The following is a 24,762-nucleotide window of genomic DNA, read 5'->3' as shown; positions in this document are numbered from 1 at the left end:
CTGCGCTCAGGAAGCCAAGGCGATGCGGTGGCCCGGAATGGCCGCGATCAGTTCACGGGTGTAGTCGCTGGCGGGGTGTTCGAACACCTGGCTCACCGGGCCTTGCTCGATCATCTTGCCGTTGCGCAGTACCAGCACCTGGTCGGCGACGTTGGCCACCACGGACAGGTCGTGGGACACCAGCACGTAGGCGATGCCCAGCTCGCGCTGCAGTTCGAGGAGCAGGTCGAGGATCTGTGCCTGCACCGAGACGTCCAGTGCCGAGACCGGTTCGTCGAGCAGCACCAGGTCGGGTTTGAGTGCCAGGGCGCGGGCAATGGCGACGCGCTGGCGCTGGCCGCCGGAGAGCTCGCGGGGCAAGCGATCCAGATAGCTGACCGGCAGGTGCACACGGCTGATCAGTTCCCGTGCGGCCTGTTCCAGTGCCGGCCCCTTGAGCAGGCCGAAAGACACCAGTGGTTCGACGATGCTGTCGAAGATGGTGAAGCGCGGGTCGAGGGCGGCGAAGGGGTTCTGCTGCACCAGCTGCATGCGTTGGCGCAGTGGGCGGAATTCGCGCCAGCTGAGGTCGGTGACGTCCTGCTGCTCGAACAGCACGCGACCCTGGCTGGGTTTCTCCAGGCCCAACGCGATACGCAGCGCGGTGCTCTTGCCCGAGCCGGACTCGCCGACGATGGCCAGGGTCTGGCCGGGGTAGACCTGCAGGCTGAGGTTTTCCAGTGCCACGAAGCTGCTGTCTTCACCCTTGACCCGCGGCAGGGCGAAGCGCTTGCCGACGCTATGCAGGCTCAGGATCGGCGTACTAGCGGCCACTGCCTGCTCTTGCGGGCGCACCTTGCGGCGGTTGGAAAAGGCCGGTGCAGCGGCGATCAGGGCGCGGGTGTAGTCATGCCGAGGCGCCGTGAGGATCTGCTGCGGCGGGCCCTGTTCGACCCGTTCGCCCTGTTTCATCACCAGAATGCGGTCGGCACGATCCGTGGCCACGCCCAGGTCGTGAGTGATGATCAGCAGGGAAATGCCACGCTCGGCGACCAGGCGTTGCAAGTGGTCGAGGATGCGCCGTTGCACGGTGACGTCCAGAGCGCTGGTCGGCTCGTCGGCGATGATCAGCCGCGGGTTGCCGGCCAGGGCGATGGCGATCAGCACGCGCTGACGCATGCCGCCGGAGAGCTCGTGTGGATACTGGTGGGCGCGCAACACCGGCTTGTCCAGACCGACCTGCTCGAGCAGTTCGATCACGTCGGCATCGACACCGGGGTAGCGACGGCCCTGGGCGAGAATCAGCGCTTCGCCGATCTGCTTGCCGATGCGCAGGGTCGGGTTGAGGCTGACCATCGGATCCTGTGGCACCAGGCCGATGGTCCGACCACGCAGGCCGCGCTTTTGCCGCTCGCTGGCGTGGCTCAGGTCGACGCCCTCGACGTGCAGCTCGCCAGCGGTGATCGCCGCGCTGTCGGGCAGCAGGCCGAGAATGGCGTTGGCCAGGGTCGATTTGCCCGAACCGGACTCCCCGACGATGGCCACCGTTTCACCCTGGGCCACGGAAAACGACAGGTTGCGCACCGCTTCGGTGATCTGCCCGGCGCTGCGGTAGCTGACGGCCAGGTTGCGAATGTCGATCAGTGGGCTGCTGCTCATCGCTGGGTCTCCTCGAGGGTACGGGCGATATGGTTGAGGCTGAACACCACGGCCACCACGAACAGCCCGGGCAGCAGCGATACCCAGGGGGCGGTGATCAGGAAGTGGCGACCGTTGGCGATCAGCGTGCCCCATTCCGCGGCCGGTGGCGCAGCGCCGAAGCCGAGGAACGACAGCCCGGCGGTGGCCAGGATGGCTGCGCCGAAGTCCAGGGTCGCGAGTACCGCCACCGGGCCCCAGGCGTTGGGCAGAATGTGCCGCAGCAGGGTGCGGCCCCAGCTGGCGCCACCCAGGCGGGCGGCCTCGACATAGGGCAACGTCTTGACGCGCAGCACTTCGGCGCGGGTGGTGCGGGCGAAGCCGGGAATGATGCCCACGCCCACGGCAATCGCCACCGGGATGGTGCCGAAGCCGATGGCGGTGACGATGGCCAGCGCCAGCAGCAGCCCGGGCAGGGCCAGCAAGACATCGACGAAACGCATGATGACCGCATCGATACGCCCGCCGGCGAAGCCGGACAGCACGCCGAGGCCGAGCCCGCCGAACAGGGCGATGCCCACCGCGAGCAACGCGGCCTGTACCGACAGGCTGGAGCCGTAGACAACGCGGGTGTAGAGGTCGCGGCCCAGCTCATCGGTGCCGAACCAGTGCCGCGCGTTGGGCGCGGTGAGTTTGTCCGTCGGCGAGGTCGCGTAGGGGTCGAAGCCTGTCAGCAGTTGCGGCACCAGCGCCGCTACCAGGGCGAACAGCACCACCGCCAGCGCCAGGCTGAAGCCCGGCTTGCGCAGCAACGGGCGTAGCGCCGCGCTGGCCCGTTGCAGGCGGCTGCGGCGCCGCCAGGTCAACGCCACGCTGGCCGGTGAATGAGGCAACGAGGAAATGCGGCTATCGGCATTCATGGTCAGGACACCTCTGGCATGTGGGCGATGCGCGGATCGAGGCAGGGGTAGAGCAGGTCGACGATCAGGTTCACCAGCACGAAGGCGGCGGCCGACACGGCGACGATCGCCAGCACCACCGGAATGTCCTGGCGCAGTACCGCCTCCTGAGCGAGGCGGCCGACACCGTTGCGGGCGAAGATGGTCTCCACCAGCACCGCACCGGATACCGTGTTGCCCACCTGCAGGCCGATCAGGGTGAGGATCGGCAGGGCGGCGTTCTTGAAGCCGTGGCGGGCCTGCACCTGCCAGCGACTCAGGCCCTTGGCATAGGCCGTGGCGATGTAGGGTTCCTGCCACACGCCCTGAAAGCCGCGTTGCAGTACCTGGGCGTACACCGCCGCACTGGGGATCGCCAGGGTCACGGCCGGCAGGATCAGGCTGTCGAAGCCGCGGCTACCGGTGGCCGGGAACCAGCCGAGGCTGAAGGCGAACACCTGGATCAGCAGCAGGCCCATCCAGAACACCGGCACCGAAAAGCCCAGGGAAGGCAGGCGCGCCATCGCCACTTTCAGGGGCTGCCAGCGCACGTAGGCCGTCAGGTAGGCCAGGCCGATACCGCCGATCAGCGACAGCACGATGGCCAGGCCGGCCAGCGACAGAGTCTGCGGCAGGCGCTCGACGAGCAGTTCGCTGACCGGGCGGTTGAGCGACAGCGATTGCCCGAAGTCGCCCTGGATCGCGCCCCAGAGCAGGCTGAAGTACTGCTCGAAAACACCCTTGTCCAGGCCGTAGTAGGCCTGCGCCTTGGCCAGGTCTTCTGCCGACAGCGCATCGGCCTCCATGCCCGAGGCGCTGAGCATGATCGACAGGGTGTCACCCGGCAGCAGGTAGAGGATGAAGTAGGTGATGCTGTAGGCACCCCATAGCACCAGCAGGGCCTGGCCGACCCGGCCGATCAGGTAGCGGTTCATGGTTCACCGACCTCGATGTCGCCCAGCAGCGCGAAGCCCTCGGCGGTCCAGCGGAAGTTCTTCACCCGTTGCGCCGTGGCGGCCTGCCAGACGCGCTCGTAGATCGGAAACGCGGATGCCTCGTCGACCAGCAGATCCTGCAGGTCACCATAGGCCTGTGCACGTTGCTCGGTCTGCGTGGCGGTGATGCCGGCATCGAACAGGGTCTTGGCCTTGTCCAGTGTCTGTGGCTCGTACAGGTTGGTGGCCAGGGTCGAGCTGTTGGCGGTACGCGGATCGAGGATGGTCTGCAGGATGATCGGATCGGCGCGGGTCATGTAGGTTGAAGTCAGGTCATAGTTGCCCTGAGAGTTGGTGGTTACCCACTCGGCACGAGTGACCACCGCCAGTTTGAGCTCGATGCCGATCTGGCGCAGCTGATCCTGGATCAGCACGTCACCGGCGGTTTCCGCACCCTGAATGTTGTAACTCAGGCTCAGGCGCTTGCCGTCCTTGCTGCGATAGCCGTCGGCGCCTTTGTGCCATCCCGCCGCGTCGAGCAGTCGCTCGGCACCCTGAGGGTCATAAGCGAGCTTGTCGCCCTGGTCCTTGAAGTAGGGCGTGGTGACATCGTAGATGCCCTTCACCACCGGGAAGTCGGCGTTGTACACGGTGCTGGCGTAGGTCTTGCGGTCGATGCCTTTCTGCAGCGCCAGGCGCACCTGCTTGTCGGCCAGCAGGCGCTCACCGCGGGTGTTGGGGTAGAGGTTCAGCGCAGGTCCCGGCAGGGAGCGGCTCTGGATGGTCGCGCCCTTGGACTGCAGCAGCTTGAGGTCCACTTCGGAGAACGGATTGCGTGGCCAGAGGATATCCGCCTGGCCCTGCAGGAACAGGCCGTTGCGCACGCTCTCCTCGGGGATGTAGCTGATTTCCACGGCATCCAGATGGGCTTCGCCGCGGTTCTTGACGTTGGCCGACGCCCAGGCGTACCCCTGGCGCTTGACCAGCTTGGCGCCGACTTCGGGCGTGTAGTGATCGAGCACGAACGGGCCGGTGCCGATGATCTTGCCGAGCGAGCGCTCCTTGGCGCTGAGCGCGTAGGAGGCGGGGGCGAGGATCGCCAGGTTGGTGGTGGAAGTGGCCTGCAGGAAGCCGGCGTTGGGTCGCGACAGCACCAGTCTGATGGTGAAGTCGTCGATCACTTCGGCATGATCGTAGCCGGCCAGGTAGGTCGCGCCGAAGGTCGCCGGCAGCTCGGTGGCGAAGGCCTTGTTGCTGTCGAAGGCGGTCTTCACGGCCTTGGCGTCGAAGCGCTCGCCGTTGCTGAAGGTGACGTCGTCGCGCAGGTGGAAGGTATAGGTCAGGGCGTCGTCGCTGATTTCCCAGCTTTTCGCCAGCCAGGGAATGATCTCGCCGCTGTCCGGATCCTGATCGGTGAGCGACTCGGCGACGTTGCGCAGCAGTACGCGGTGCTCCAGCCAGTACACCTGGAAGGGATCGACGCTGACCAGCGTGGTGTTGTCGCCGAAGAAGGCGATGTTCAGGGTTTTGCTGGCGGCTTCATCAGCGGAGGGCGAGCAGCCGATCAGGCTGAGGGCAAGGGCGCAGGAGGCCAGCAGGTGCGTCGCAAGGCGGGTTTTCTTCATCTCTTCTTCCCACTATTTTGAATGAGGTGCATGCAGGGATTCCAGGCGAAATGGCCGCGCTGCCCGTAGGCAATCTGGCCTTATGGTCAGAAGTCGTAAGCGAGTTTGGTGTACCAGAAGCCGCCGCCAGGGTGGAACGGCGGGCTGCCGTAGTTGTACTTGTAGGCCGCCTGGGTGATGCCGTTGTTGTCAGGCTTGACGTTGAAGATGTTGGTGCCGCCCACGCTGACCGTCAGGCTGTCGAACAGCAGGTAGGAGAGATCCAGATCGGTGATCCACTTGGCTCCAAAGGTGCGGTCCTGGGCGGCGTTCTGCTGCCAGGTTTCGACCTTGCCGTAGCGAGTGGTCTGCAGGTTGGCGGCGAAGTTGCCCAGGTTCCAGTTCGCACCCAGTACCCATTTGCTGCGTGGCGTGGCGGCGACCACCAGACCTTCGGAGGCATGCCCGGCCACCTCGATACCGGCGTTCTGCAAGAACGACGGGTTGTCTCGCTTACCGCGAACAGTGGTTTTGTTGTAGTTGAATGCGGCGCTCCAGCGCACATCGCCCCAGGCACCGAACTGACTGCGGTGATCGGCCACCAGATCGATACCTCGGGTACGGGTGTCGAACGCGTTGGTGTAGTAGCTGACCCAGGTATTGCGTGCCACGCCGGCGGACTCGAGGATGTCGCCGATTGGGCCGGCGCCACCGCCGGGCGCTGCGATGTTGTCGCTGAGCACGATGCGATCGTCGATGTCGATCAGGTAGGCGTCGGCGGTGAAGCTGGTGCGTGGGGCTGGCTGCCAGGTCACGCCCAGACCCAGGTTGCGCGACTTTTCCGGCTTCAGATCGGATGCGCCCAAGGCCTGGCCCAGAGCGCTATCCGGCGTGGCGGTATAGCGCAGGGCCGGGACCGCGTTGCCGTTGGCATCTGCAGCGGTGCGGTTATCGGAAACGGTATAGCCCAACTGAGTCAGAGACGGCGCCCTGAAGCCCGAGCCAACCGTCCCGCGTAGCGCTACCTGGTCGGTCAGTTCGTAGCGCGAATTGAGTTTGAAGCTAAAGGTGTTTTCCTCGATGTCGTCATAGTGCTCGAGTCGGCCTGCAAGGCCCAGGTACCAGCGCTCACTGAGGTCGAAGCCGAAATCCAGATAGCCTGCGAGGTTGTTGCGTTTGATGTCGGCTTCATCCTCCGGGCGAATGGCCACGACAGCCTGGGCGCCGACCGATGGCTGCGCGCCGTTGGCGGCATTCTGCTGACTGCCGGCTGGGAAGGTATAGGGGCCGACACTCCAGGCACGTGGATCACTGCCAGCGAACGTCTGGAAACGCTCCCAGCGATGCTCCAGGCCTGCAGAGACCTGAGTCGGCAGAGACAGGCCAAACAACCCCTCGAAGGAGCGGGTGACATCGAAATTGTTGACCCACTGTTCGAACTGCAGGCTGGCCAGGTCATCCCAGGAGGTGGGTGATGCGGCGCCATAGGTGGGGTTGATGGTCAGGTCGCTGGAATGCTCGATCTTGTTGCGGCCGTAGGTGGTGGACAGATCCCAATCCCAGTCCGCCACGTTGCCTTTGCCGCCAAACAGAAACTGGTAATCCGTATCCTTGAGGTTGTTCAGCGGGTAGTAGCCGTCTGGGAACAGTTCGGGGATCGAGGCCGCGCCCCTGGCCGTGCGCAACTGATTCAGCGCCTCGGTTTTGCGCTCGCCGTAGGTCGCATAGGAGTACAGTTTAAGATCTTCGGCCAATGGCAGTTCGGCGTTGTAAGCCAGGTTGAAGGCCTTCAGATCGGGGTCGCCATTCTTGGTGCTCACTCGATCCCAGGCCGCCTGACGTTCAGGCTCGAAGTAGGCTTGGACGGTGCTCGGCGACTTCCCGACCCAGGTCGCCGTGCCGCGCTTGCGCGCATCTGCGGAAAGGTGCACAAAGCCCCCGTCGCTGCCCAGCGCGAAGCCGTGGTCGGCGGCGGTTTTAATGGTTTCGCCCTGGCCGGAGAAGAGCTTCCCGTAGCTGGTCTCCACATGGCCACCGGAGGTATTGCCCTTGAGGATGATATTGATCACCCCGGCGACGGCGTCCGAGCCGTACTGGGCGGCGGCGCTGTCCTTGAGCACTTCGATGTGCGAGACGGCACTGACCGGGATCTGATCGATGTCCACGGCATTCGCGCCGCTGTTATCGGTGCTGCCATTGGCGGGTGCAGCGCCGTTATGACGGCGTTTGCCGTTGACCAGGACCAGCGTGTAGGCCGGGCCGAGGCCACGGTTGCTCAGCGGGCGAATCGATGAGTTGACCCCGGCGATGTTGGTGCCGAAGTTGAACGAGGGCAGCAGCTTGGAAATCGCTTCGGAGAGCTCGGCGCGCCCGGTCTTGAGCAGTTGCTCGCTGTTGATGATGTCGATTGGCGTCGGGCTGTCGGCAACCGTGCGTTGCTGCCCGCGGATGCCGGTGGAGATCACGTTGACGGTTTCCAGGCGTGTTTCGCTGCTCTGCGCCTGCACGCTGGGCGCCAACAGGCAGGCCAGTGAAAGCACCGATAAGGTCATGCCTGCGCGAGCCGGGGCGCTGCGCAGATGGCGCAGGCGTGTGCTGGAAAAAGGTGTTGCCATGGCGCTTGTCCCTGTCTGAAAGGCTGGGGCGACAGCCAATGCGGCGGCGCCCGGAAAGGTGTCCACTGCCTTACGCAAGGCGCACGAAACCCTGACGCGCGTTTTCACGTGCGGGCTGTCTTGCAGTGGTGGGGGCGACAAGGCGGTGGTAGGTCGCTCCAGATCTTGCGTGGTCTGTCCGGTGGGATATCCGGTTAGACGATCAGCGCTGGCGGCACATTCGCTCGCCGTTGTCTGCCGGCGGCACACCCGGCCAGCCGATCAGTGTGCTGACGCTGTCGCCATGCAGGTTGTCGAGCAGGCGACTGGCGAGGCGGGAAAGATAGCGTTTCATGACTGACCTCCTGCCTTAGATTGCGATGGCGCTGAGCGGATAGCCCGACGCGAGAAAGGGATTGTGATCACGACCGAGGCTGTCCGGGTCGTCCTTTTCCACACCGAGCAGTGCCAGCAGGCGTGTGCGGATGGCGTTGAAACCGGTCTGGCCGTTGTCACGCGGGCGACCCAGGTCGACGCGCAGCGCTTCGGCGATGCGTCCGTCCTGCAGCACGATGATGCGGTCGGCGAGCAGAATGGCTTCGTCGACATCGTGGGTGACCAGCAGAACGGCTGGCGTGTGCTTTTGCCACAGGTCGATGATCAGCCGGTGCATGCGGATGCGGGTCAGCGCATCGAGGGCGGCGAAGGGCTCGTCGAGCAGCAGCAGTTTGGGCTCGCGAACCAGGCTGCGCGCCAATGCCACGCGCTGGGATTCACCGCCGGACAGGGTGGCGGGAAAGGCTTCCAGGCGATGGGCCAGGCCCACTTCGGTCAGCGCCTGGATGGCACGTTCCTTGGGGTTGGCCACGCGCAGGCCGAGGGTGACGTTCTTCCAGGCGCGTTTCCAGGGCATCAGCCGCGGTTCCTGAAATACCGCAGCGCGGGCTTGCGGGGCGATCAGCTCGCCGCCGTCGATGGGGTCCAGGCCTGCCAGGGAGCGCAGCAGGGTGGTCTTGCCGGAGCCGCTGGCCCCGAGCAGGGCGACGAACTCGCCGGGGGCGATATCCAGGTTCAGTTCATCGATCACCCGGTTGTCGCCGAACTGACGCACCACGCCGCGCAGGCTGACGGCCGGCGAGTAGTCGATCTTGCTGTGTGCATTCATGCGTCAGGTCCTTATGAACGAGGGGCGCCAGGCCAGCGCCAGGCGTTCCAGGGTGCGGATCAGGCCGTCGATGAGCAGACCCAGCAGGCTGTAGATCAGCAGGCAGATGACGATCACGTCGGTGCGCATGAAGTCGCGGGCATCGCTGGCCAGGAAGCCGATACCGGCGGTGGTGTTGATCTGCTCGACGAACACCAGAGCCAGCCAGGAAATCCCCAGGGAGTAACGCAGGCCGACGAAGAACGAGGGCAGGGCGCCAGGCAGAATCACGTGCCAGATGAGTTCGCGACGGTTCAGCCCCAGGGTATTGGCCGCTTCGATCAACTTCGGGTCGATATTGCGGATGCCGGCGAACAGGTTGAGGTAGATCGGAAAGGTGGTGCCCATGACGATCAGCGCCACCTTGGTGAATTCACCAATGCCGAACCACAGGATGAACAGCGGCACCAGGGCCAGAGACGGGATGGTGCGCAGCATCTGCATGGGGGAGTCGAGGGCGATTTCGCCACGTTTCGACAGGCCGGTGATCAGCGCTGCGGTAACGCCGATCGCCACGCCGATGCCGAGGCCGGTCACGGCCCGCTGCAGTGATACCAGCAGGTGGCGCAGCAGTTCGCCGCTGCGCGTCAATTCCCAGAGGGTGCCGCTGATCTCGCTGGGGGCGGCGATCACGCGGGCTGGAATCAGTCCGGCCCGCGAGGCGATTTCCCAGAGCAGCAGAATGGCCAGGGGGCTGATCAGGCGCAGAACGAAATCCGGCGTGGTCCATTTGCTGCGGCGAGCGGGCTGTACCGTATGGCTCACGGTGATGGTGCTGGCGTTGGTCATGGAGGTCTCCCGCTGATCAGTGCTTGTAGCTCTGGCCTGAAGCCCGTTCGAGCTGGCGAATCAGCGCGTCCCAGTGCAGCTTGATGCCCGGCCCCTTGCCATCGGAAAAACGCGCCGATTGCTGGCGAACCTTCTCGATGGCCTCGGCGGGGGCATGCAGCAGATCGGCATTGCCGCCGGCCTGTGCGGCGATCTGGATGTTGCAGGCGCGTTCCAGCCCATGCAGCTCGCGGAAGGCGTGTTCGACGCTGATGCCGCCGGTGAGCAGGCCATGGTTGCGCAGGATGAAGATGTTGCTGTCGCCGAGGTCGGCAACCAGGCGCTCCTGCTCGTCCAGATCCAGCGCCACGCCTTCGTAGTCGTGGTACTTCACGCGGCTGTAGAAGCCCAGGGCATGCTGCGAGAGCGGCAGCAGCCCGCCGCGCTGGGCGGATACCGCTGCGCCATCACGGGTATGGGTGTGCAGCACGGCCTGCAGATCCGGGCGCGCGCGGTGGATGGCGCTGTGGATCACGTAACCGGCCTGGTTGATACCCAGGTTCAGCGGGTCGTCGATGATGGTGCCGTCGACATCCACCTTGACCAGGTTGGACGCGGTGATCTCGTCGAACAGCAGGCCGAAGGCGTTGATCAGGAAGTGTTCGTCCGGCCCCGGCACACGGGCGGAGAAGTGCGTGTAGATATGATCCGTCCAGCGAAACAGCGCAGCCAACTGGTAGGCGGCAGCCAGCTTGACGCGCACTTCCCATTCTTCAGGGCTGACGCGCTCCTGGACGGAAGGAATGCTGTGCAGGGTAGCGAGTGAACTCATGGCAATCTCCAGGCCCTGGTGGGCTGTCTGTTCAGTAACCGCGTCTGATATCGACGAGGTTTTCCAGTTGCGCTTGCGCCTGGAAACGCTGGAAGTTGGCGACGAAATCGTCGACGAACTTGCGCTTTCCATCGGTGGACAGGGCACTGGTGTGGGGTGAGATACGTACCCGCGGATGCAGGTACAGCGGGTGATCGTTCGGTAGCGGCTCGGGGTCGGTGACATCCAGGGTGGCGCGGCCGATGCTGCCGTTGTCCAGCGCCTCGAGCAGGGCGTTCTGATCGAGCAGGCCCCCACGAGCCAGGTTGATCAGGTGCAGGCCAGGTTTGGCGCTGCCCAGCACGTCGCGGTCGAGCAGGTGGCGGGTATCCGCGGTCAGCGGCGCCACCACCACCAGGTGGTCGGCTTCGGCGAACAGATGGTGAATGTCGCGGGCGGCCTCGATGCCGGGGATCTCGGCGATGGCGTGGCCAGGGCGACCCAGGGCGATGACGCGCATGCCCAGGGCCAGCGCCTTGTGCGCCAGGCCCTGGCCAATCGAGCCGAGGCCCAGAATGCCCAGGGTCGCGTCCTTGACCGGCTGCAGGTAGGTGAAGTGCCAATCGTCGTTCTTTACCCAGATGTCCGGAAGCTGCTTGGCTGCACTGAAGATCGCCGCCAGGGCGAATTCGGCGACAGGGTTGGCGTTGGCACCCTTGGCGCTGGCAACCTGCTCTACGTCGAACAGCCAGTGCGGGTAGAAATCGATGCCGGAGGAGGCCAGTTGCACCCACTGCAACGACCACGGCCAGCCGACTGGAGCGTCCTTGAGTTCGACGCCGCGGACGTTGATGGGGCGTACGATCAGCGTGCTGGCGTCAGCGGGAATCTGCGCCAGGCCTTCCGGGCCAAAGGGGATTTCGACGATGCGCTGCTGCGGCAGGCGCTCGCGCAGATAGGCATTGGCCTCGGCATCCAGTTGGCTGACGATGGTCTGGCTCATCGTGCTGCCTCCCTGGCCTGGGCGAAGGCGCTGCGGCCGACGGCGCTGAGCGCCACGTCGTCCTGCGGGGTATGGATGCGGCTGCACAGCACGTCACGGAAATGCCGCTCCAGCGGGTTCTTGCGTGACAGCCCCGGGTTGCCGGATGCCTCGATGGCGAGCTCCACGGCACGTATGGCGTTGCTGCTCACCAGTTGCTTGATCTGCCCGGCGTGCGCTGCCTCGACCTGGCCTGCGGCAGCCGAATCGAGCAGGGTGCGGTTGGCGAACAGCAGGGTATCGATGCGCCCGACGATCTCTTGAAAGCGCGGCAGGCTGGAGAGCGGTGCGCCGAGGTTGGACGGCGTGCGTTGTTCGAGAAAACCCACCAGCCAGTCCCGCGCCGCCTGGGCGACGCCATCGTAGATGGCTGGCAGCAATACCGACATCCACAACATGCCTTCACCGTCCAGTTCCGGCCTCGGGGCACTCCACGGGCTGACGCTGACGGCGTGATCGAGGGGGATCAGCACGTCGTCGAACTGCACTTCATGGCTGCAGGTGGCGCGCATGCCCAAGTGGTCCCAGTCCTCGACGATACGAATGCCGGGGCTGTCGCGATGTACCAGGTAGCCGCCAACCAGCGGGTCGGCATCGTCGCTGCGTGCCCACACCAGGTACCAGGTCAGGCCGTGACTGCCGGTCGAATAGATCTTGCGGCCGCTCAGGCGCCAGCCTTCGCGGGTACGCCGGGCAGTGGTCGCTGGCAGACCACCGCGCGCCGGCGTGCCGAGTTCGGGTTCGACACGAAAGGCGTTGATCAGCGCGCCGTTTTCCACCGCATCGATACCCACCTGGTGGCGCAGATGCTCGGGCCAGTCGGGGTTCTGCTGCAGGCGGAAGTGCTGCAGGTACTGCATGACCAGAATCAACGCCGTGGACGGCTCGCCCTTGGCCACCGCGCTGATCACCTGGCGTGTGGTGGCCAGGTCGCCGCCGGCGCCGCCCAGCGAGCGCGGGACGGTCAGCGCGAGCAGACCATGGCGGTGCAGCAGGGCGAAATTCTCGGCGGGAAAGGCCCCGCTGCGGTCGTAGTCAGCGGCGCTGGCGGCGAGCGTCGCGGTGACCCCGGCGAGCAGCTCGGCGAAACGCGGGTCGCCGCCAGTCAGGCGGTGGCGGCTGTCGACGGCGGTGAGGGGGTGGGCGGGGAGCGTCATGGCTTTCTCATCACGGGCGCAGAGGGCAGGCAAATGCCTGTGGTTTTCTGAGCGCCCCAGGGTGGTGAGGTAGCCTGGATGAGACCGTATTCTTATAGCTTTGCGCTGTAAAAGTCTTTTTGGTTCTAAGCTAATTATCAGCTTTCCTGAATTAAAGATTTTATCGTTATGCGTTTATGGAATTTTTCAGGGTGCCCGGCTGGCGCTTGTCGGTTCGACCCGTTGTCGGGTATCGGTCAGTATCGTCGCGCGGCAGGGCCCGGTGGCGCTGGCGCACAAGCGCGCCTCGGTGCGATGCGACAGCGGACGGCCGCTGGATGGACGACGCTGCAACTGTGCGGCCAGAACCACCCATCGCTGCAGATCGCAATGGTGGACAAAAAAGCATTGTCCACCCTGCAGACTTCGTCACCTCAGTCTGGCGCATCGACGCCAGGAGGGAGGCTTCCATTTCATTGGGCCACGGGGATGCGGCGAAATACGCGGTCGCTTCATGACCCGTAGCCCAGGTCGAGAAGCGACACCCAGGAGCGAAAGGCCCGGGTGCCTGGTCGATGCAATCCGGCGTTATTGCGGGCGCAAGCGCTCGGCGGCGACGTCGCTGAACAGGTTCACGGCATCCTGCAGATTGCCGAGGTATTGCGGTTGCAGCAGCCAGAGGTCGATCATCGGCTTGAAATCGCCGACGCTGATCACATCGAGCTGCTCGCGGTGGCCGCTGCGTTCGAGCAACGGTGCCGGCACCAGGCCGAAGCCCAAGCCGCTGGCGACCAGGCCCAGTTGCAGCTCGGTGCCGAAGGTTTCCAGGTTGATCTGCAACGACAGGCCCTGCTCGGACAGCGCCCGTTGCAGACCGGCGCGGAAACCACAGCCATCGGGGTTGAGCACCCAGCCCTGCTGGTAGCAGTCCTTGAGCTTGCAGTTGCGCTTGCGCATCGCGCCCTTGGCGGCTACCACCTGCAGCGGCATGCGGCCGATGGAGCGGCTGGCGATGCCTTCCGGGAAAATCTTGCCGGCGGGAAACAGCGCGGCGGCGGCATCCAGCTCGCCGTTCTCCATGCGCGCGATCAGGCTGCTGCCCCAGCCGTTGATCACCTGGGTCTTCAGTTCCGGGAAGGTTTCGCGGATCTGCTGCAGGGCGTCGAGCAGCACCACGTCGCTGATGGTCTGTGGCACCCCCAGGCGCAGGGAGCCGCTGGGCGAACCGTCGCTGGCGACCAGTTCGCGCAGCGAATCGATCTCGCGCAGGATCGCCTTGCATTGGTCGTAAACGCGCAGGCCCATGGGCGTCGGCTTGAGCGGCTTGGTATTGCGGTCGAGCAGATTGGCGCCCAGGTCTTCCTCGAAATTCTGCACGCGCCGGGTGATCGCCGGCTGGGTCAGTTGCAGTGCATCGGCGGCCAGCTTGGTCGATTGACAGCGGATGACGGCGACGAATGCATCCATGTCATCGATCTTCATCTCTGGTACTCACATATTAAGGGCAGGAAAAATGCCTCGATAGAATAATCGGCTTTTCAGGAGCGGGTCACATGATTTTGCCCGATAACCGCCGATGACTTGTCCGCAGGCCGCCCCATCGCATCGAATTCCGCCCAGGTATAGAGTCGAGAACATCCAGACAGATGTGTTGGTGCAATACTTCACGCGTGCCTGACGGACAAGTCCATATATTCCTTTATGGAATTAAAGGTGGTCTATAAATTATTTAAATGAATTGATTAGCGTACTTATGATCTCGACAGACCTTTCCGGCCCCGGCCGATAACCCTTTCGAGAACTCTCCATGAACCGCCCTTTTATCCGCACGATTCTCGCCAGCAGCCTCGTGGCTGCCATCGCTGTTCCCGGCCTGGCTTTGGCTCAGAAGCCCGCAGGCATCGTTCTGCCCCAGGAGCAGTTCCAGACCCTCAGCCAGCAAAAGAACGTGAAGGTCCTGGATATCCGCAGCAAGGCCGAGTACGACAAGGGGCATATCGCCGGTGCCATCCATCTGCCCTGGCAGTCGTTGAACGTTTCCGAGCGCGACGGCATCCGCAACGAGTACGCCAGTGACGAGGCGATAGAACGGGCGCTGAGCGCTGCCGGTATCAGCTACGCCGATACGCTGCTGATCTACGGCGCCACGTCACTGGCCGGGCGTGCCTTCGTGGTGTTGGAGTACGCAGGCTTCAGCGACTTGCACGTGCTCGACGGTGGCCTCAGCCAGTGGAAAGGCAAGCTGGTGACCCAGGCCGCCAAGCCCGCGCCCAGCGAGTTCAAGCTGACCCGCAAGCAGGAGAACCGGATCGAGAAGGATTACGTGGCCAGCAGGGTCGGTGACGGCAAGACGCGTATCCTCGATGCACGTGTGGCCGACGCCACTGACGACGGTGTGATCCCCACGGCGCAGGCGCTGTCTTCCACCAGCTTCGTCGACGGCAAGACCTCGGTTCTCAGGCCGCGCGATGAGCTGGTCGCCGAACTGAAGGCAAAGGGCATCAGCCCTGACGACGAAATCGTCGCCTACTGTGGCAGCGGCGCGGCGGCATCCAGTTCCTATCTGTTCCTCAAGGACCTTGGTTACAACAACATCAAGTTCTACGACAAGAGCTGGGACGAGTGGAGTCGTGACGGCAACCCGCAGGCGCTGGGGCTGGGCAATTTCTCGTTCGCTGGCGATGCCCTCGATAGCCCAAAATCACTGGGGCCGCGCTTTCTCAATGAAACCGAAGTGAAGGCCTTGCAGGCCGACGAGCGTGCCATCGTGGTGGACGTGCGTGCACCAGCGGACTACCAGGTGGGCCGCATTCCCGAATCGGTCAATGTGTTCTGGAACGACACCCTCGACGAGCAGCGCAGCCTGAAGGATGCCGAGGCGCTGCGCGCGCTGTTCACCGCCCAGGGCGTGACCCCGGACAAACATGTGGTGATCTTCGCCCGGGGCGGCTTGCAGCTGGCGCAGAGCTATACCGTCCTCAAGCTGCTCGGTTTCGAGAAGGTCGACGCGTTCGAGGGCAAGTGGGAAGGCTGGGTCAACCCGGCTTACGGGCCGAGCAAGGGCTGATCCATGTCGTCCAGCCAAACGTTCGGCCTGTCGCCCTCTAGATCGGCTGCCGTGATCGATGCACCGGTAGTGGCGGTTGCCGGCGTGGGCATCGCGCTACTGGCCATCACCTGCTACCTGGCCATCGATCTGCGCCAGGGGCTTCTGGCTCTGGTGGGCGTGGCCCTCGGCTTCGTCCTGTACCAGGCCAGTTTCAGCTTTGCCGGTGGCTGGCGAGCGGCAATCACCGAGGGGCGTACAGCCAGTATCCGCGCACAGATGCTGTCCATCGCCCTGGCTTGCGCGGTAATCATGCCGTTGCTCGAAAGAGGGGACGCTTTCGGTCAGCCATTGACCGGAGCCCTGGGGCCTCTCGGTGTTTCATTGGCCGTCGGCGCACTGCTGTTCGGTTTCGGCATGCAGCTGGGTGGCGGGTGCGCCTCGGGAACGCTGTTCACCGTCGGTGGCGGCAGCACGCGGATGCTGGTCACCCTGGTGTTTTTCATCATCGGTGCATTGATCGGCACGGCTCATCTGCCCTGGTGGTCGTCGCAATACAGCATCGGCGTCATCCAGCCGGCGGAGCTGATTGGCCTGTGGCCTGCAGTCGCCTTGCAGTGGCTGGCCCTGGCTGCTGTCGGCCTGCTGGCGCGTGCCTGGGAAGTACGCAGGCGTCGGCAGGTCGCCTCGATCTTCAGGTCCGCCCAAGAGAGCGCAGCTAGCCCGTGGCACCAGCGGTTCTGGCGCGGACACTGGCCGTTGGCCTGGGCATCTCTGGCGCTGGCGGTGCTCGGTGTTTGCAATCTGTTGCTCTCCGGGCAGCCCTGGTCGGTGACCTTCGCGTTCAATCTGTGGGGGGCGAAGTTGGCGACCCTGCTCGGGCTGGATGTCGGCAACTGGGAGTACTGGACCTGGTCGATGCCGGCCCAGGCATTGGCCGGACCGGTGCTGGCGGAAACCACCTCGGTGACCAACTTCGGGCTGATTCTCGGTGCTTTGCTGGCTGCGGGGCTCAGCAAGCGTTTCGCGCCGGTGCTGCGGGTGCCGCTGAAGTCCCTGGCGGCCGCAGTGATCGGTGGTTTGCTGATGGGCTACGGTGCCAGGCTGGCGTTCGGCTGCAATGTCGGTGCGCTGTTCAGCGGCATCGCCTCCGGCAGCCTGCATGGCTGGATATGGTTCGCGCTGGCGCTGCTGGGCAGTCTTGCGGGCGTGCGCGCCCGTCGACTGTTCGGACTGGAGAATTGAATGGCCCTCGTGAAGGATAGATCCCTGGCCCGAGCTGGCTGGCTGCTGCTCAGCCTTTGCGTGGTCCTGGCGCTGGCCGTGGATCTGCATGGATACGCCGGACAACCTCGGCAGGCGCTGCGCACCCTGGAGCCGGTCAGTGCCGAGGATCAGGGGCGGGGCGGCAGTGTCGATGCCTTCTGCGGATTCGCACCGTGCGGCATGCCGCTGGAGTGCGATCCAGCCTGATACCTACCCGAAGCAGGTTCACGCTTTGAGCGTCCTGTTCGTTGGAGCAGGCGTGCCTCACCTATGCGTACCGCGTTGTCGGCGAACCCGCTGGTTTCCAGCCATATGCTTATTCGATATCAATATTTCCAGCGACTGCGAGTATCCGCTATTTTCTCGCCACTACTTGTTATGACAAGTTGATCAAAAAGGATTCACATGCCTCAGCTCATACCGCTTTCGCCCGTTCCCCTGTACAGCCAGCTCAAGGAGTTGCTGCGCTCGCGCATTCTCGATGGCACCTATGCGCCGCACAGCCGCATGCCGTCGGAGAACGAACTGGGCCAGACCTACGGCGTCAGCCGCATCACCGTACGCCAGGCGCTGGGTGACCTGCAGAAGGAAGGGCTGATCTTCAAGATCCATGGCAAGGGTACCTTCGTGGCCAAGCCCAAGGCGTTCCAGAACGTCAGCACCCTGCAGGGCCTGGGCGAGTCGATGAAGCAGATGGGCTACGAGGTGCTCAACAAGCTGCGCAGCCTGCGCCACGTGCCGGCGTCGGCGCTGGTTGCCGAGCGCCTGCAGGTGGCGGAGGGCAGCAGCGTTACGGAGATCCGCCGGGTGCGGCTGATCAACCGCGAGCCGATTTCCCTGGAAATCACCTGGCTGCCCCACGCCGCGGGCGAGAAGCTGGAGAAAGCCGATCTGGTCACGCGGGACATCTTTCTGATCCTCGAAAACGACTGTGGCATCGCCCTGGGCCATGCGGATCTGGCCATCGACGCCGTGCTTGCCGACAGCGACCTGACCCAGGCACTGGCCGTGGAGGAGGGCTCGCCGATCATGCGCATCGAGCGCCTGACCCACACCGCCGACGGCACACCGCTGGATTTCGAACACCTCTATTACCGTGGCGATGCCTTCCAGTATCGCCTGCGCATCGACCGACAGAAGGGCGAGCAGCCATGAGCATCGTTACCCTGGAACAGGAATACGACATCGTCATCATCGGCGGTGGAACCGCCGGCCCCATGGCCGCGATCAAGGCCAAGGAACGCAACAAGGCGTTGCGCGTGCTGCTGGTCGACAAGGCCAACGTCAAGCGCAGCGGGGCGATCAGCATGGGCATGGATGGCCTCAACAACGCCATCGTGCCCGGCCACGCCACGCCCGAGCAGTACACCAAGGAAATCACCGTGGCCAATGACGGCATCGTCAATCAGGCCGCCGTGTACGCCTATGCCACCCACAGTTTCCAGACCATCGAGCAGCTCGACCGCTGGGGCGTGAAGTTCGAGAAGGATGAAACCGGCGACTACGCGGTGAAGAAGGTGCATCACATGGGCGCCTACGTGTTGCCGATGCCCGAAGGGCACGACATCAAGAAGGTGCTGTATCGCCAGCTCAAGCGCGCCCGGGTGGAAATTACCAATCGCCTGGTGGCCACACGCCTGCTGACCGATGCCGACGGCGCAGTCAACGGCCTGATGGGTTTCGACTGCCGCACCGCCGATTTCCACGTGATCAAGGCCAAGGCGGTGATTCTCTGCTGCGGTGCGGCCGGGCGGCTCGGGCTACCGGCTTCGGGTTACCTGATGGGCACCTACGAGAACCCGACCAATGCCGGCGACGGTTACGCCATGGCCTATCACGCCGGTGCCGAGCTGGCCAATCTGGAATGCTTCCAGATCAACCCGCTGATCAAGGATTACAACGGCCCGGCCTGCGCCTACGTGACCGGCCCGCTGGGTGGCTATACCGCCAACAACAAGGGCGAGCGCTTCATCGAGTGCGACTACTGGAGCGGCCAGATGATGTGGGAGTTCCATCAGGAGCTCGAAGGCGGCAACGGCCCGGTGTTCCTCAAACTCGATCACCTGGCCGAGGAAACCATCCAGAACATCGAGGACATCCTGCACAGCAACGAGCGCCCCAGCCGTGCTCAGTTCCATGCCGGGCGTGGTACCGACTACCGCTCCAGCATGGTCGAGATGCACATCTCCGAGATCGGCTTCTGCAGTGGCCACAGCGCTTCCGGCGTGTGGGTCAACGAGCGGGCGGAAACCTCGGTCAAGGGCCTGTATTCGGCCGGAGACATGGCGGCGGTGCCGCACAACTACATGCTCGGCGCCTTCACCTACGGCTGGTTCGCGGGCAACAACGCTGCCGACTTCGTCGCCGAGCGCGACTACAGCGCACTGGATCAGGCGCAGATCGACGCCGAGCGGGCGCGGGTCTATGCGCCGCTGAACCGCGAGCACGGCCTGCCGCCGGCGCAGGTGGAGTACAAGCTGCGCCGCTTCGTAAACGATTACCTGCAGCCGCCCAAGGTCACCAGGAAGATGGAGATCGGCCTGCAGCGCTTCGCTGCCATCGAAGCGGATCTGGGCGAGCTGAAGGCCAGCAACGCCCACGAGTTGATGCGCGCCATGGAAGTCAGCGTGATTCGCGACTGCGCCGAGATGGCCGCCCGCGCCTCGCTGTTTCGCCAGGAAAGCCGCTGGGGCCTGTACCACCACCGGGTCGATCACCCACAGCGCAATGACGCCGAATGGTTCGTGCACTGCCACCTGAAAAAGGACGAACACGGCCAGATGGTCAGCTTCAAGAAGCCGGTCGAGCCCTACCTGATCCCCCTGGACGATGAAGAGCAGCAGGCCTACAACCGCTTGCGGGTAAAGACCGAAGCGGCCTGATCAGACAGCGTGCACCACCATAACGAGAGCCACAGGCTCCGAGGACACCGTGATATGGCCTTCCAGCCCCAGGAAATCCTGTTTCGCAGCAATGCGCCCGTGACCATCGACGAAGACAAGTGCATCGCCCACAAGGGCTGCACCGTGTGCGTCGACGTCTGCCCCATGGACCTGCTGGCGATCAACCCGGCGACCCAGAAGGCCTACATGGCCTTCGACGAGTGCTGGTATTGCATGCCCTGCGAGAAGGATTGCCCGACCGACGCGGTGCGCGTCGAGATTCCCTACCTGCTGCGTTGAGCCGCCGCTCAACCCGGGTATCGCTGCGCTCCACCCAGGCTACCGACACGCAACCACCACGTAGGGTGGATCGGGGCGCGCAGCCAACGCGAAGCTTATCCACCGACAACCTCTTATAAAAAGCGACACGCCATCCGGCCAACCACCGGACGCCCGATGCCACACCCCTCGTTTCCCACCCTCGACCCGATGGCGGAGACGATTCCAACACCTATTGATTCGAGGGGAGACACCCATGCACTTGCGTACCACTCTGGTCGGCCTTGCGCTGGCCATCGGCAGCATCAATGCTCAGGCGCAATCCAACCAAGAGCCGATTCGCATCGCCATCGGCACCCAGGACACCACCATCAACTGCGCCACCGGCGGGTTGCTGATCCGCGAGCTCGGCCTGCTCGACAAATACCTGCCGCGCGATGGCAAGTACAAGGACGCCAAGTACGAAGTGGAGTGGAAGAACTTCACCAGCGGCGCGCCGCTGACCAACGAAATGGTCGCCGGCAAGCTCGATTTCGGCGCCATGGCTGACTTCCCCGGTTCGTTCAACGGCGTGGCCCACCGCGATGCCGGCAAGCAGAGCCTGTTCATCACCGTGTTGTCGGGCAGTACCAAGGGCAGTGGCAACGGCATCGTGGTGCCGGCGGCGTCCAGCGTGCAATCGCTGGCCGAACTGAAGGGCAAGACCATTTCCGTGCCGTTCGCGTCCACCGCCCACGGCATGCTGCTGCGTGCCGTCGCTGCCCAGGGCTGGGACCCGCAGAAGGACGTGCGCATCATCGCCCAGGCCCCGGAAATTGCCGGCTCGGCGCTGCGCAGCAACCGCATCGAGGCCCACGCCGACTTCGTGCCGTTCGCCGAACTGTTCCCCAACCGTGGCTTCGCGCGCAAGATCTACGACGGCTCCCAGGCGGACGCGCCCACCTTCCATGGTGCGCTGGTGGATGCCGACTACGCCAGGAAGTACCCGGAAGTGGTCACCGCCTACCTGCGCGCCGGCCTGGAAGCGGACCGCCTGTTCGCTGCCGAGCCGGAGAAGTACAGCGAGCTGATCGAGAAGGTCACCGGTATCGAGGCCGAGGTGAATTATCTGTTCCACGGCCCGCTCGGGTTGCAGACCCGTGACCTGACCTGGAAGCCCGAGTACCGCCAGGCCGTCACCACCTCCATCGACACCCTCAAGCTGCTGAAGAAGACCGACCGTGGGCTGAACGTCGAGCAGTTCGTCGACGACCAGTACATCAAGGCCGCCTTCGAGGCAGACGGTCGCGATTACGCGAAAGCACTGGCCAATTACGCGCAATTGCCGCTAGCGGCCAAGGACGCGGTTACCGGCCAGCCAATCACCGACTTCAAGCGCGTGGCGCAGATCTGGGTGCGTGGTGAAAGCAAGGTACGCCACTACGCCTCACCGGAAGCGGCCTTCAAGGCGCTGGCGCAGCTCGAGGAGGAGGGCAAGGACATCCGTGCCATCTATGCCCAGGCCAGCGACAGCGGCATCAAGCTGCTGGCCAACCAGGCCTGGTTCGTGCGTAACGGCAAGGGTGAACTCAGCGCCTTCCTGCTCAAGGATCAGGCCCAGGCCTATGCCAAGGCTCACGGTGGTGAGGCGCTGGACTTCGGCAGCGCCAACCAGCGCCAGGTAGCCGCACGCTGATCGGCCCGCTGCGCCACGCCTCCCGTGGCGCAGCACCTTACTGGAGCCTGATGATGACTTCTCTGCACCGTTGGCCGTTGCGCCTGGCGTCGTTGGCGTTCTGCCTGCTGTTCTGGCAGGTGGCGACCACCTCGCACCTGGATCTGGGGCTGCTCACCTTCATCTACGTGCCCACGCCCGAGTCGGTGGTCGATGCAGCCATCGCGCTGATCGAATCCAGCAGACTCTGGGATCACGTGGGTGCCAGCCTGGGCCGGGTATTCAGCGGCTACCTGATCGCAGCGCTGCTGGGCGTCGCCCTGGGCATCGCCATCGGCCGTTCCCGCTGGGCCGAAGACAGCCTGCTGCCGCCGCTGGAGGTGCTGCGGCCGATTCCTGCCGTGGCCTGGATTCCCCTGGCGATCCTGATGTTTCCCTCGTCGGAACTGTCGATGATCTTCATCACCTTCACCGGTGCGCTGTTTCCGGTGCTGCTCAACACCGTGCACGGGGTGGAGGGCGTCGATGCCCGCTTGATCGCGTCGGCCCGCAGCCTTGGTGCAGGGCGCCTGGCGATCCTTCGCGAGGTGATCCTCCCGGGGTCTGCACCGAGCATCGTCACCGGCCTGGCGATCGGCATGGGTACCTCCTGGTTCTGCCTGGTCACCGCGGAAATGATCTCCGGGCAGTTCGGCATCGGCTATTACACCTGGGAGTCGTACACCATCCAGAATTACCCGGACATCATCGTCGGCATGCTGCTGATCGGCCTGCTCGGCATGGGCAGCAGCCTGCTGGTCAAACGCCTCGGCAGCCTGCTGACGCCCTGGTATCGCAGCGGAGGGCGTCGCTGATGAGCATTCATGAAACCGACCTGTCGGCCGGACGCATCGATATCGAGAAACTGACCATCCGCCTCGGCGAGGGCGCGCAGGCGTTCGAAGCCGTGCAGGCGCTGGACTTCTCCATCGCCGCTGGCGAATTCGTGTGCATTCTTGGCCCCTCCGGCTGCGGCAAGTCGACCTTGCTCGGCGCCCTGGCCGGGCACCTGACGCCCAGCGCCGGTAGCTTGCGAGTCGACGACCAGGCGGTGGATGGCCCGTCACCGCAGCGCGGCATGGTGTTCCAGCATCACACCCTGCTGCCCTGGCGCAGCGTGCTCGACAACGTCGCCTTCGGCCTGAAGATGCAGGGCATCGGCAAGGCTGAACGGCAGCAGCGGGCGCGTGACTTTCTCAACCTGGTCGGCCTGCAGGACTTCGCTTCGCGCTGGCCCAATCAGCTCTCCGGCGGCATGCAGCAGCGCGCCGAGATCGCCCGGGTACTGATCAACCGTCCACGCCTGTTGCTGATGGACGAACCCTTCGGCGCGCTGGACGCGCAGACCCGCAGCAAGATGCAGGAGTTGCTGCTGGATATCTGGGGCAGGGTGCGCACCACCGTGGTGTTCGTCACCCACGATATCGACGAAGCCTTGTTCCTGGCCGATCGCATTCTGGTGATGAGTCCGCGGCCGGGACGCTTCATCGAAGACCTGCGCCTGGACTTCCGCCGTCCGCGGCATGCGGGCCTGTTGACCAGCCCGGAATTCGTGCAGCTCAAGCGCCACTGCCTGGAGCTGCTGCGCCATGAAGAAGGCCGCGAGCTACCACGCCTGACGCCGCTCGGGCTGCCCACCGAACATCCACCATTGCGAGTTGCGCTATGACCGGCCTGAGCACCTATGTGAGCACCGATAACCCCGACATTCTCGATCTGCTGCCACGTCTGCACGATGAGGACGCCGGCGTGCGCCGCATCGCCCTGATCGCACTGGCCGACCTGGAAGAGCCGGAAGCCTTGCCCTGGCTGACCCATGCCCTGACCCGGGACGCATCCGCCGATGTCCGCGCCGAGGCTGCTCGCCTGCTGGAAGCCTGGGAGGAGCTCGAGGTGGTAAATGCCCTGTGCGCTGCGCTGACCGATGCCGACGCACGCGTGCGCGGCGCCGCCGCTCAGAGCCTCAGCGAATTGAAAACCGCCGATGCCGGTCGCGTGGTGCTGCCCTGGGCCAGGCATGCCGACCCGTTCGTGCGGGCCAGTGCCTTGCGGGCTCTACGTGAGTTGCGGCTGATCGACAGCGTACCCACTGCCATCGCCGCACTACAGGACAGCGATGCCTTCGTGCGCCGCGAAGCGGTCGGCATCCTTGGCTGGTTGAAACAGGCCGATGCACTGCCGCAACTGGCGCGCCTGGCCAGCGATGATGCCGATACCGAAGTACGCCGTGCCGCCACCGGTGCGCTGGGGCTGGCCAGCGACGACAGCGTGCTGCCGGCCCTGCAGACGGCGCTCAAGGATCGCGAATGGCAGGTGCGCGAGGAGGCAGCCACCACCCTCGGCAAGGTTGGCCAGGCGGGCGCCGGCCCTGCGCTGCTCGAGGCGCTGAGCGACAGCTACTGGCAGGTGCGGCTGCGTGCGGTGCGCTCGCTCGGCCGCCTGCGATTCGCGGCGGCCCGTGAGGCGCTGGTGGAACTGCTTGGGCACGCCATCAGCAACCTGCGCAAGGAGTCCGCGCTGGCGCTTGGCGAACTGGGCGACGCTCAGGCACTGCCCGCATTGCTGGCTGTCGAGCAGGATGCCGACCCGGAAGTGCGCAAGGCAGTACGTATCGCTATCGGTCAGCTGCGCGCGGTCGGGTGATGAATCAAGCCCCCGTGGCGCTACGCAACAGCAGCGCACGATCGACCCTGACCATGGAGTGGAGTGATGGCCAATTGCAGGTCGTCAGTCACGCTCGTCTGCGAGCTTGCTGCCCATGTTCGAAATGCCGGGCGGCCCGCCTTGCGCAGTGCATCGACGTCGTGCCGGACGGCATACGCATCGCTGCCATCCATGCTCAGGGCTACGGCGTGCAACTGGTGTTCGATGATGGCCACGACCGTGGCATCTATCCGTGGCGTTATTTGCGCGAGCTGAACTGATCCGGTTCAGCTCATGTAGTGAC

At 64.6% G+C, this 24,762-nt stretch carries 22 protein-coding genes and 1 pseudogene; 11 read left to right on the top strand and 12 right to left on the bottom strand.

All coding sequences use genetic code 11. The annotated features are described in order from the left end of the window. Positions 1-6 precede the first annotated feature (6 nt). The 12 genes and pseudogenes from BLR94_RS19010 to BLR94_RS18960 form a co-directional block, all read right to left on the bottom strand. A complete protein-coding gene (locus tag BLR94_RS19010; RefSeq protein WP_084307601.1) occupies positions 7-1,638 on the bottom strand; it encodes a dipeptide ABC transporter ATP-binding protein in 1,632 nt (543 codons plus the stop codon). Then, positions 1,635-2,537, bottom strand: a complete 903-nt coding sequence (locus BLR94_RS19005; RefSeq protein ID WP_090423743.1) for an ABC transporter permease — start codon at positions 2,535-2,537, stop codon at positions 1,635-1,637. The genes BLR94_RS19010 and BLR94_RS19005 overlap by 4 nt, the downstream gene beginning before the upstream one ends. A gap of 2 nt (positions 2,538-2,539) precedes the next feature. Then, complete coding sequence (locus tag BLR94_RS19000) at positions 2,540-3,490, bottom strand: ABC transporter permease (RefSeq protein ID WP_084307602.1); 951 nt, start codon at positions 3,488-3,490, stop codon at positions 2,540-2,542. Further along, complete coding sequence (locus BLR94_RS18995) at positions 3,487-5,115, bottom strand: ABC transporter substrate-binding protein (RefSeq protein ID WP_084307603.1); 1,629 nt, start codon at positions 5,113-5,115, stop codon at positions 3,487-3,489. The genes BLR94_RS19000 and BLR94_RS18995 overlap by 4 nt, the downstream gene beginning before the upstream one ends. A gap of 86 nt (positions 5,116-5,201) precedes the next feature. Beyond that, entirely contained in the window at positions 5,202-7,709 is a 2,508-nt protein-coding gene (locus BLR94_RS18990) for a TonB-dependent receptor plug domain-containing protein (RefSeq protein WP_084307604.1), read from the bottom strand. A gap of 202 nt (positions 7,710-7,911) precedes the next feature. Beyond that, positions 7,912-8,043 (bottom strand): hypothetical protein, encoded by a 132-nt coding sequence (locus BLR94_RS28225; protein ID WP_257026851.1) that lies wholly within the window; start codon positions 8,041-8,043, stop codon positions 7,912-7,914. 15 nt (positions 8,044-8,058) lie between these two features. After that, positions 8,059-8,853 (bottom strand): ABC transporter ATP-binding protein, encoded by a 795-nt coding sequence (locus BLR94_RS18985; protein WP_084307605.1) that lies wholly within the window; start codon positions 8,851-8,853, stop codon positions 8,059-8,061. 3 nt (positions 8,854-8,856) lie between these two features. Then, a pseudogene (locus BLR94_RS18980) lies at positions 8,857-9,615 on the bottom strand (ABC transporter permease); the annotation flags it as partial. 82 nt (positions 9,616-9,697) lie between these two features. Continuing rightward, positions 9,698-10,492, bottom strand: a complete 795-nt coding sequence (locus tag BLR94_RS18975) for a class II aldolase/adducin family protein (RefSeq protein ID WP_042552534.1) — start codon at positions 10,490-10,492, stop codon at positions 9,698-9,700. 31 nt (positions 10,493-10,523) lie between these two features. Then, positions 10,524-11,474, bottom strand: a complete 951-nt coding sequence (locus BLR94_RS18970; RefSeq protein WP_084307607.1) for a D-isomer specific 2-hydroxyacid dehydrogenase family protein — start codon at positions 11,472-11,474, stop codon at positions 10,524-10,526. Further along, positions 11,471-12,670 (bottom strand): acyl-CoA dehydrogenase family protein, encoded by a 1,200-nt coding sequence (locus tag BLR94_RS18965; protein ID WP_084307608.1) that lies wholly within the window; start codon positions 12,668-12,670, stop codon positions 11,471-11,473. Before BLR94_RS18965 ends, BLR94_RS18970 begins: the two co-directional genes overlap by 4 nt. A 567-nt stretch (positions 12,671-13,237) precedes the next feature. Continuing rightward, positions 13,238-14,131, bottom strand: a complete 894-nt coding sequence (locus BLR94_RS18960) for a LysR family transcriptional regulator (protein WP_084307609.1) — start codon at positions 14,129-14,131, stop codon at positions 13,238-13,240. A 325-nt stretch (positions 14,132-14,456) separates the two neighbouring features. Between BLR94_RS18960 and BLR94_RS18955 the strand changes: the two genes are divergently transcribed. The 11 genes from BLR94_RS18955 (at position 14,457) to BLR94_RS18905 (ending at position 24,739) form a co-directional block, all read left to right on the top strand. Then, a complete protein-coding gene (locus BLR94_RS18955; protein WP_084307610.1) occupies positions 14,457-15,716 on the top strand; it encodes a rhodanese-like domain-containing protein in 1,260 nt (419 codons plus the stop codon). Positions 15,717-15,719: 3 nt separating this feature from the next. Next, positions 15,720-16,940, top strand: a complete 1,221-nt coding sequence (locus BLR94_RS18950) for a YeeE/YedE family protein (RefSeq protein WP_084307611.1) — start codon at positions 15,720-15,722, stop codon at positions 16,938-16,940. Further along, complete coding sequence (locus BLR94_RS18945; protein WP_084307612.1) at positions 16,941-17,168, top strand: hypothetical protein; 228 nt, start codon at positions 16,941-16,943, stop codon at positions 17,166-17,168. 198 nt (positions 17,169-17,366) lie between these two features. Beyond that, positions 17,367-18,116: a GntR family transcriptional regulator gene (locus BLR94_RS18940; protein WP_084307613.1), complete on the top strand. Its 750-nt coding sequence runs from the start codon at positions 17,367-17,369 to the stop codon at positions 18,114-18,116. Further along, complete coding sequence (locus tag BLR94_RS18935; protein ID WP_084307614.1) at positions 18,113-19,843, top strand: fumarate reductase/succinate dehydrogenase flavoprotein subunit; 1,731 nt, start codon at positions 18,113-18,115, stop codon at positions 19,841-19,843. The genes BLR94_RS18940 and BLR94_RS18935 overlap by 4 nt, the downstream gene beginning before the upstream one ends. 54 nt (positions 19,844-19,897) lie before the next feature. Then, a complete protein-coding gene (locus BLR94_RS18930; protein ID WP_042552539.1) occupies positions 19,898-20,143 on the top strand; it encodes a 4Fe-4S dicluster domain-containing protein in 246 nt (81 codons plus the stop codon). 235 nt (positions 20,144-20,378) lie between these two features. After that, positions 20,379-21,797, top strand: a complete 1,419-nt coding sequence (locus BLR94_RS18925; RefSeq protein WP_084307615.1) for an ABC transporter substrate-binding protein — start codon at positions 20,379-20,381, stop codon at positions 21,795-21,797. Between the two features lie 50 nt (positions 21,798-21,847). Next, positions 21,848-22,630, top strand: a complete 783-nt coding sequence (locus BLR94_RS18920; protein WP_084307616.1) for an ABC transporter permease — start codon at positions 21,848-21,850, stop codon at positions 22,628-22,630. Further along, positions 22,630-23,484 carry an ABC transporter ATP-binding protein gene (locus BLR94_RS18915; RefSeq protein ID WP_084307617.1) on the top strand — a complete coding sequence of 285 codons (855 nt, stop codon included), beginning with the start codon at positions 22,630-22,632 and terminating at the stop codon, positions 23,482-23,484. The genes BLR94_RS18920 and BLR94_RS18915 overlap by 1 nt, the downstream gene beginning before the upstream one ends. Further along, on the top strand, positions 23,481-24,458 hold the full coding sequence (locus BLR94_RS18910; RefSeq protein ID WP_084307618.1) for a HEAT repeat domain-containing protein: 978 nt from the start codon (positions 23,481-23,483) through the stop codon (positions 24,456-24,458). Before BLR94_RS18915 ends, BLR94_RS18910 begins: the two co-directional genes overlap by 4 nt. Then, the gene (locus BLR94_RS18905) at positions 24,458-24,739 is read left to right on the top strand and encodes a DUF971 domain-containing protein (protein ID WP_084307619.1); all 282 of its coding nucleotides are present in this window, start codon (positions 24,458-24,460) and stop codon (positions 24,737-24,739) included. The genes BLR94_RS18910 and BLR94_RS18905 overlap by 1 nt, the downstream gene beginning before the upstream one ends. The last annotated feature ends 23 nt before the right edge of the window (positions 24,740-24,762 follow it).

It is taken from the genome of Phytopseudomonas flavescens (assembly GCF_900100535.1).
GTDB classification, from domain to species: domain Bacteria; phylum Pseudomonadota; class Gammaproteobacteria; order Pseudomonadales; family Pseudomonadaceae; genus Aquipseudomonas; species Aquipseudomonas flavescens.
This window is presented reverse-complemented; position numbering and strand designations above follow the sequence as displayed.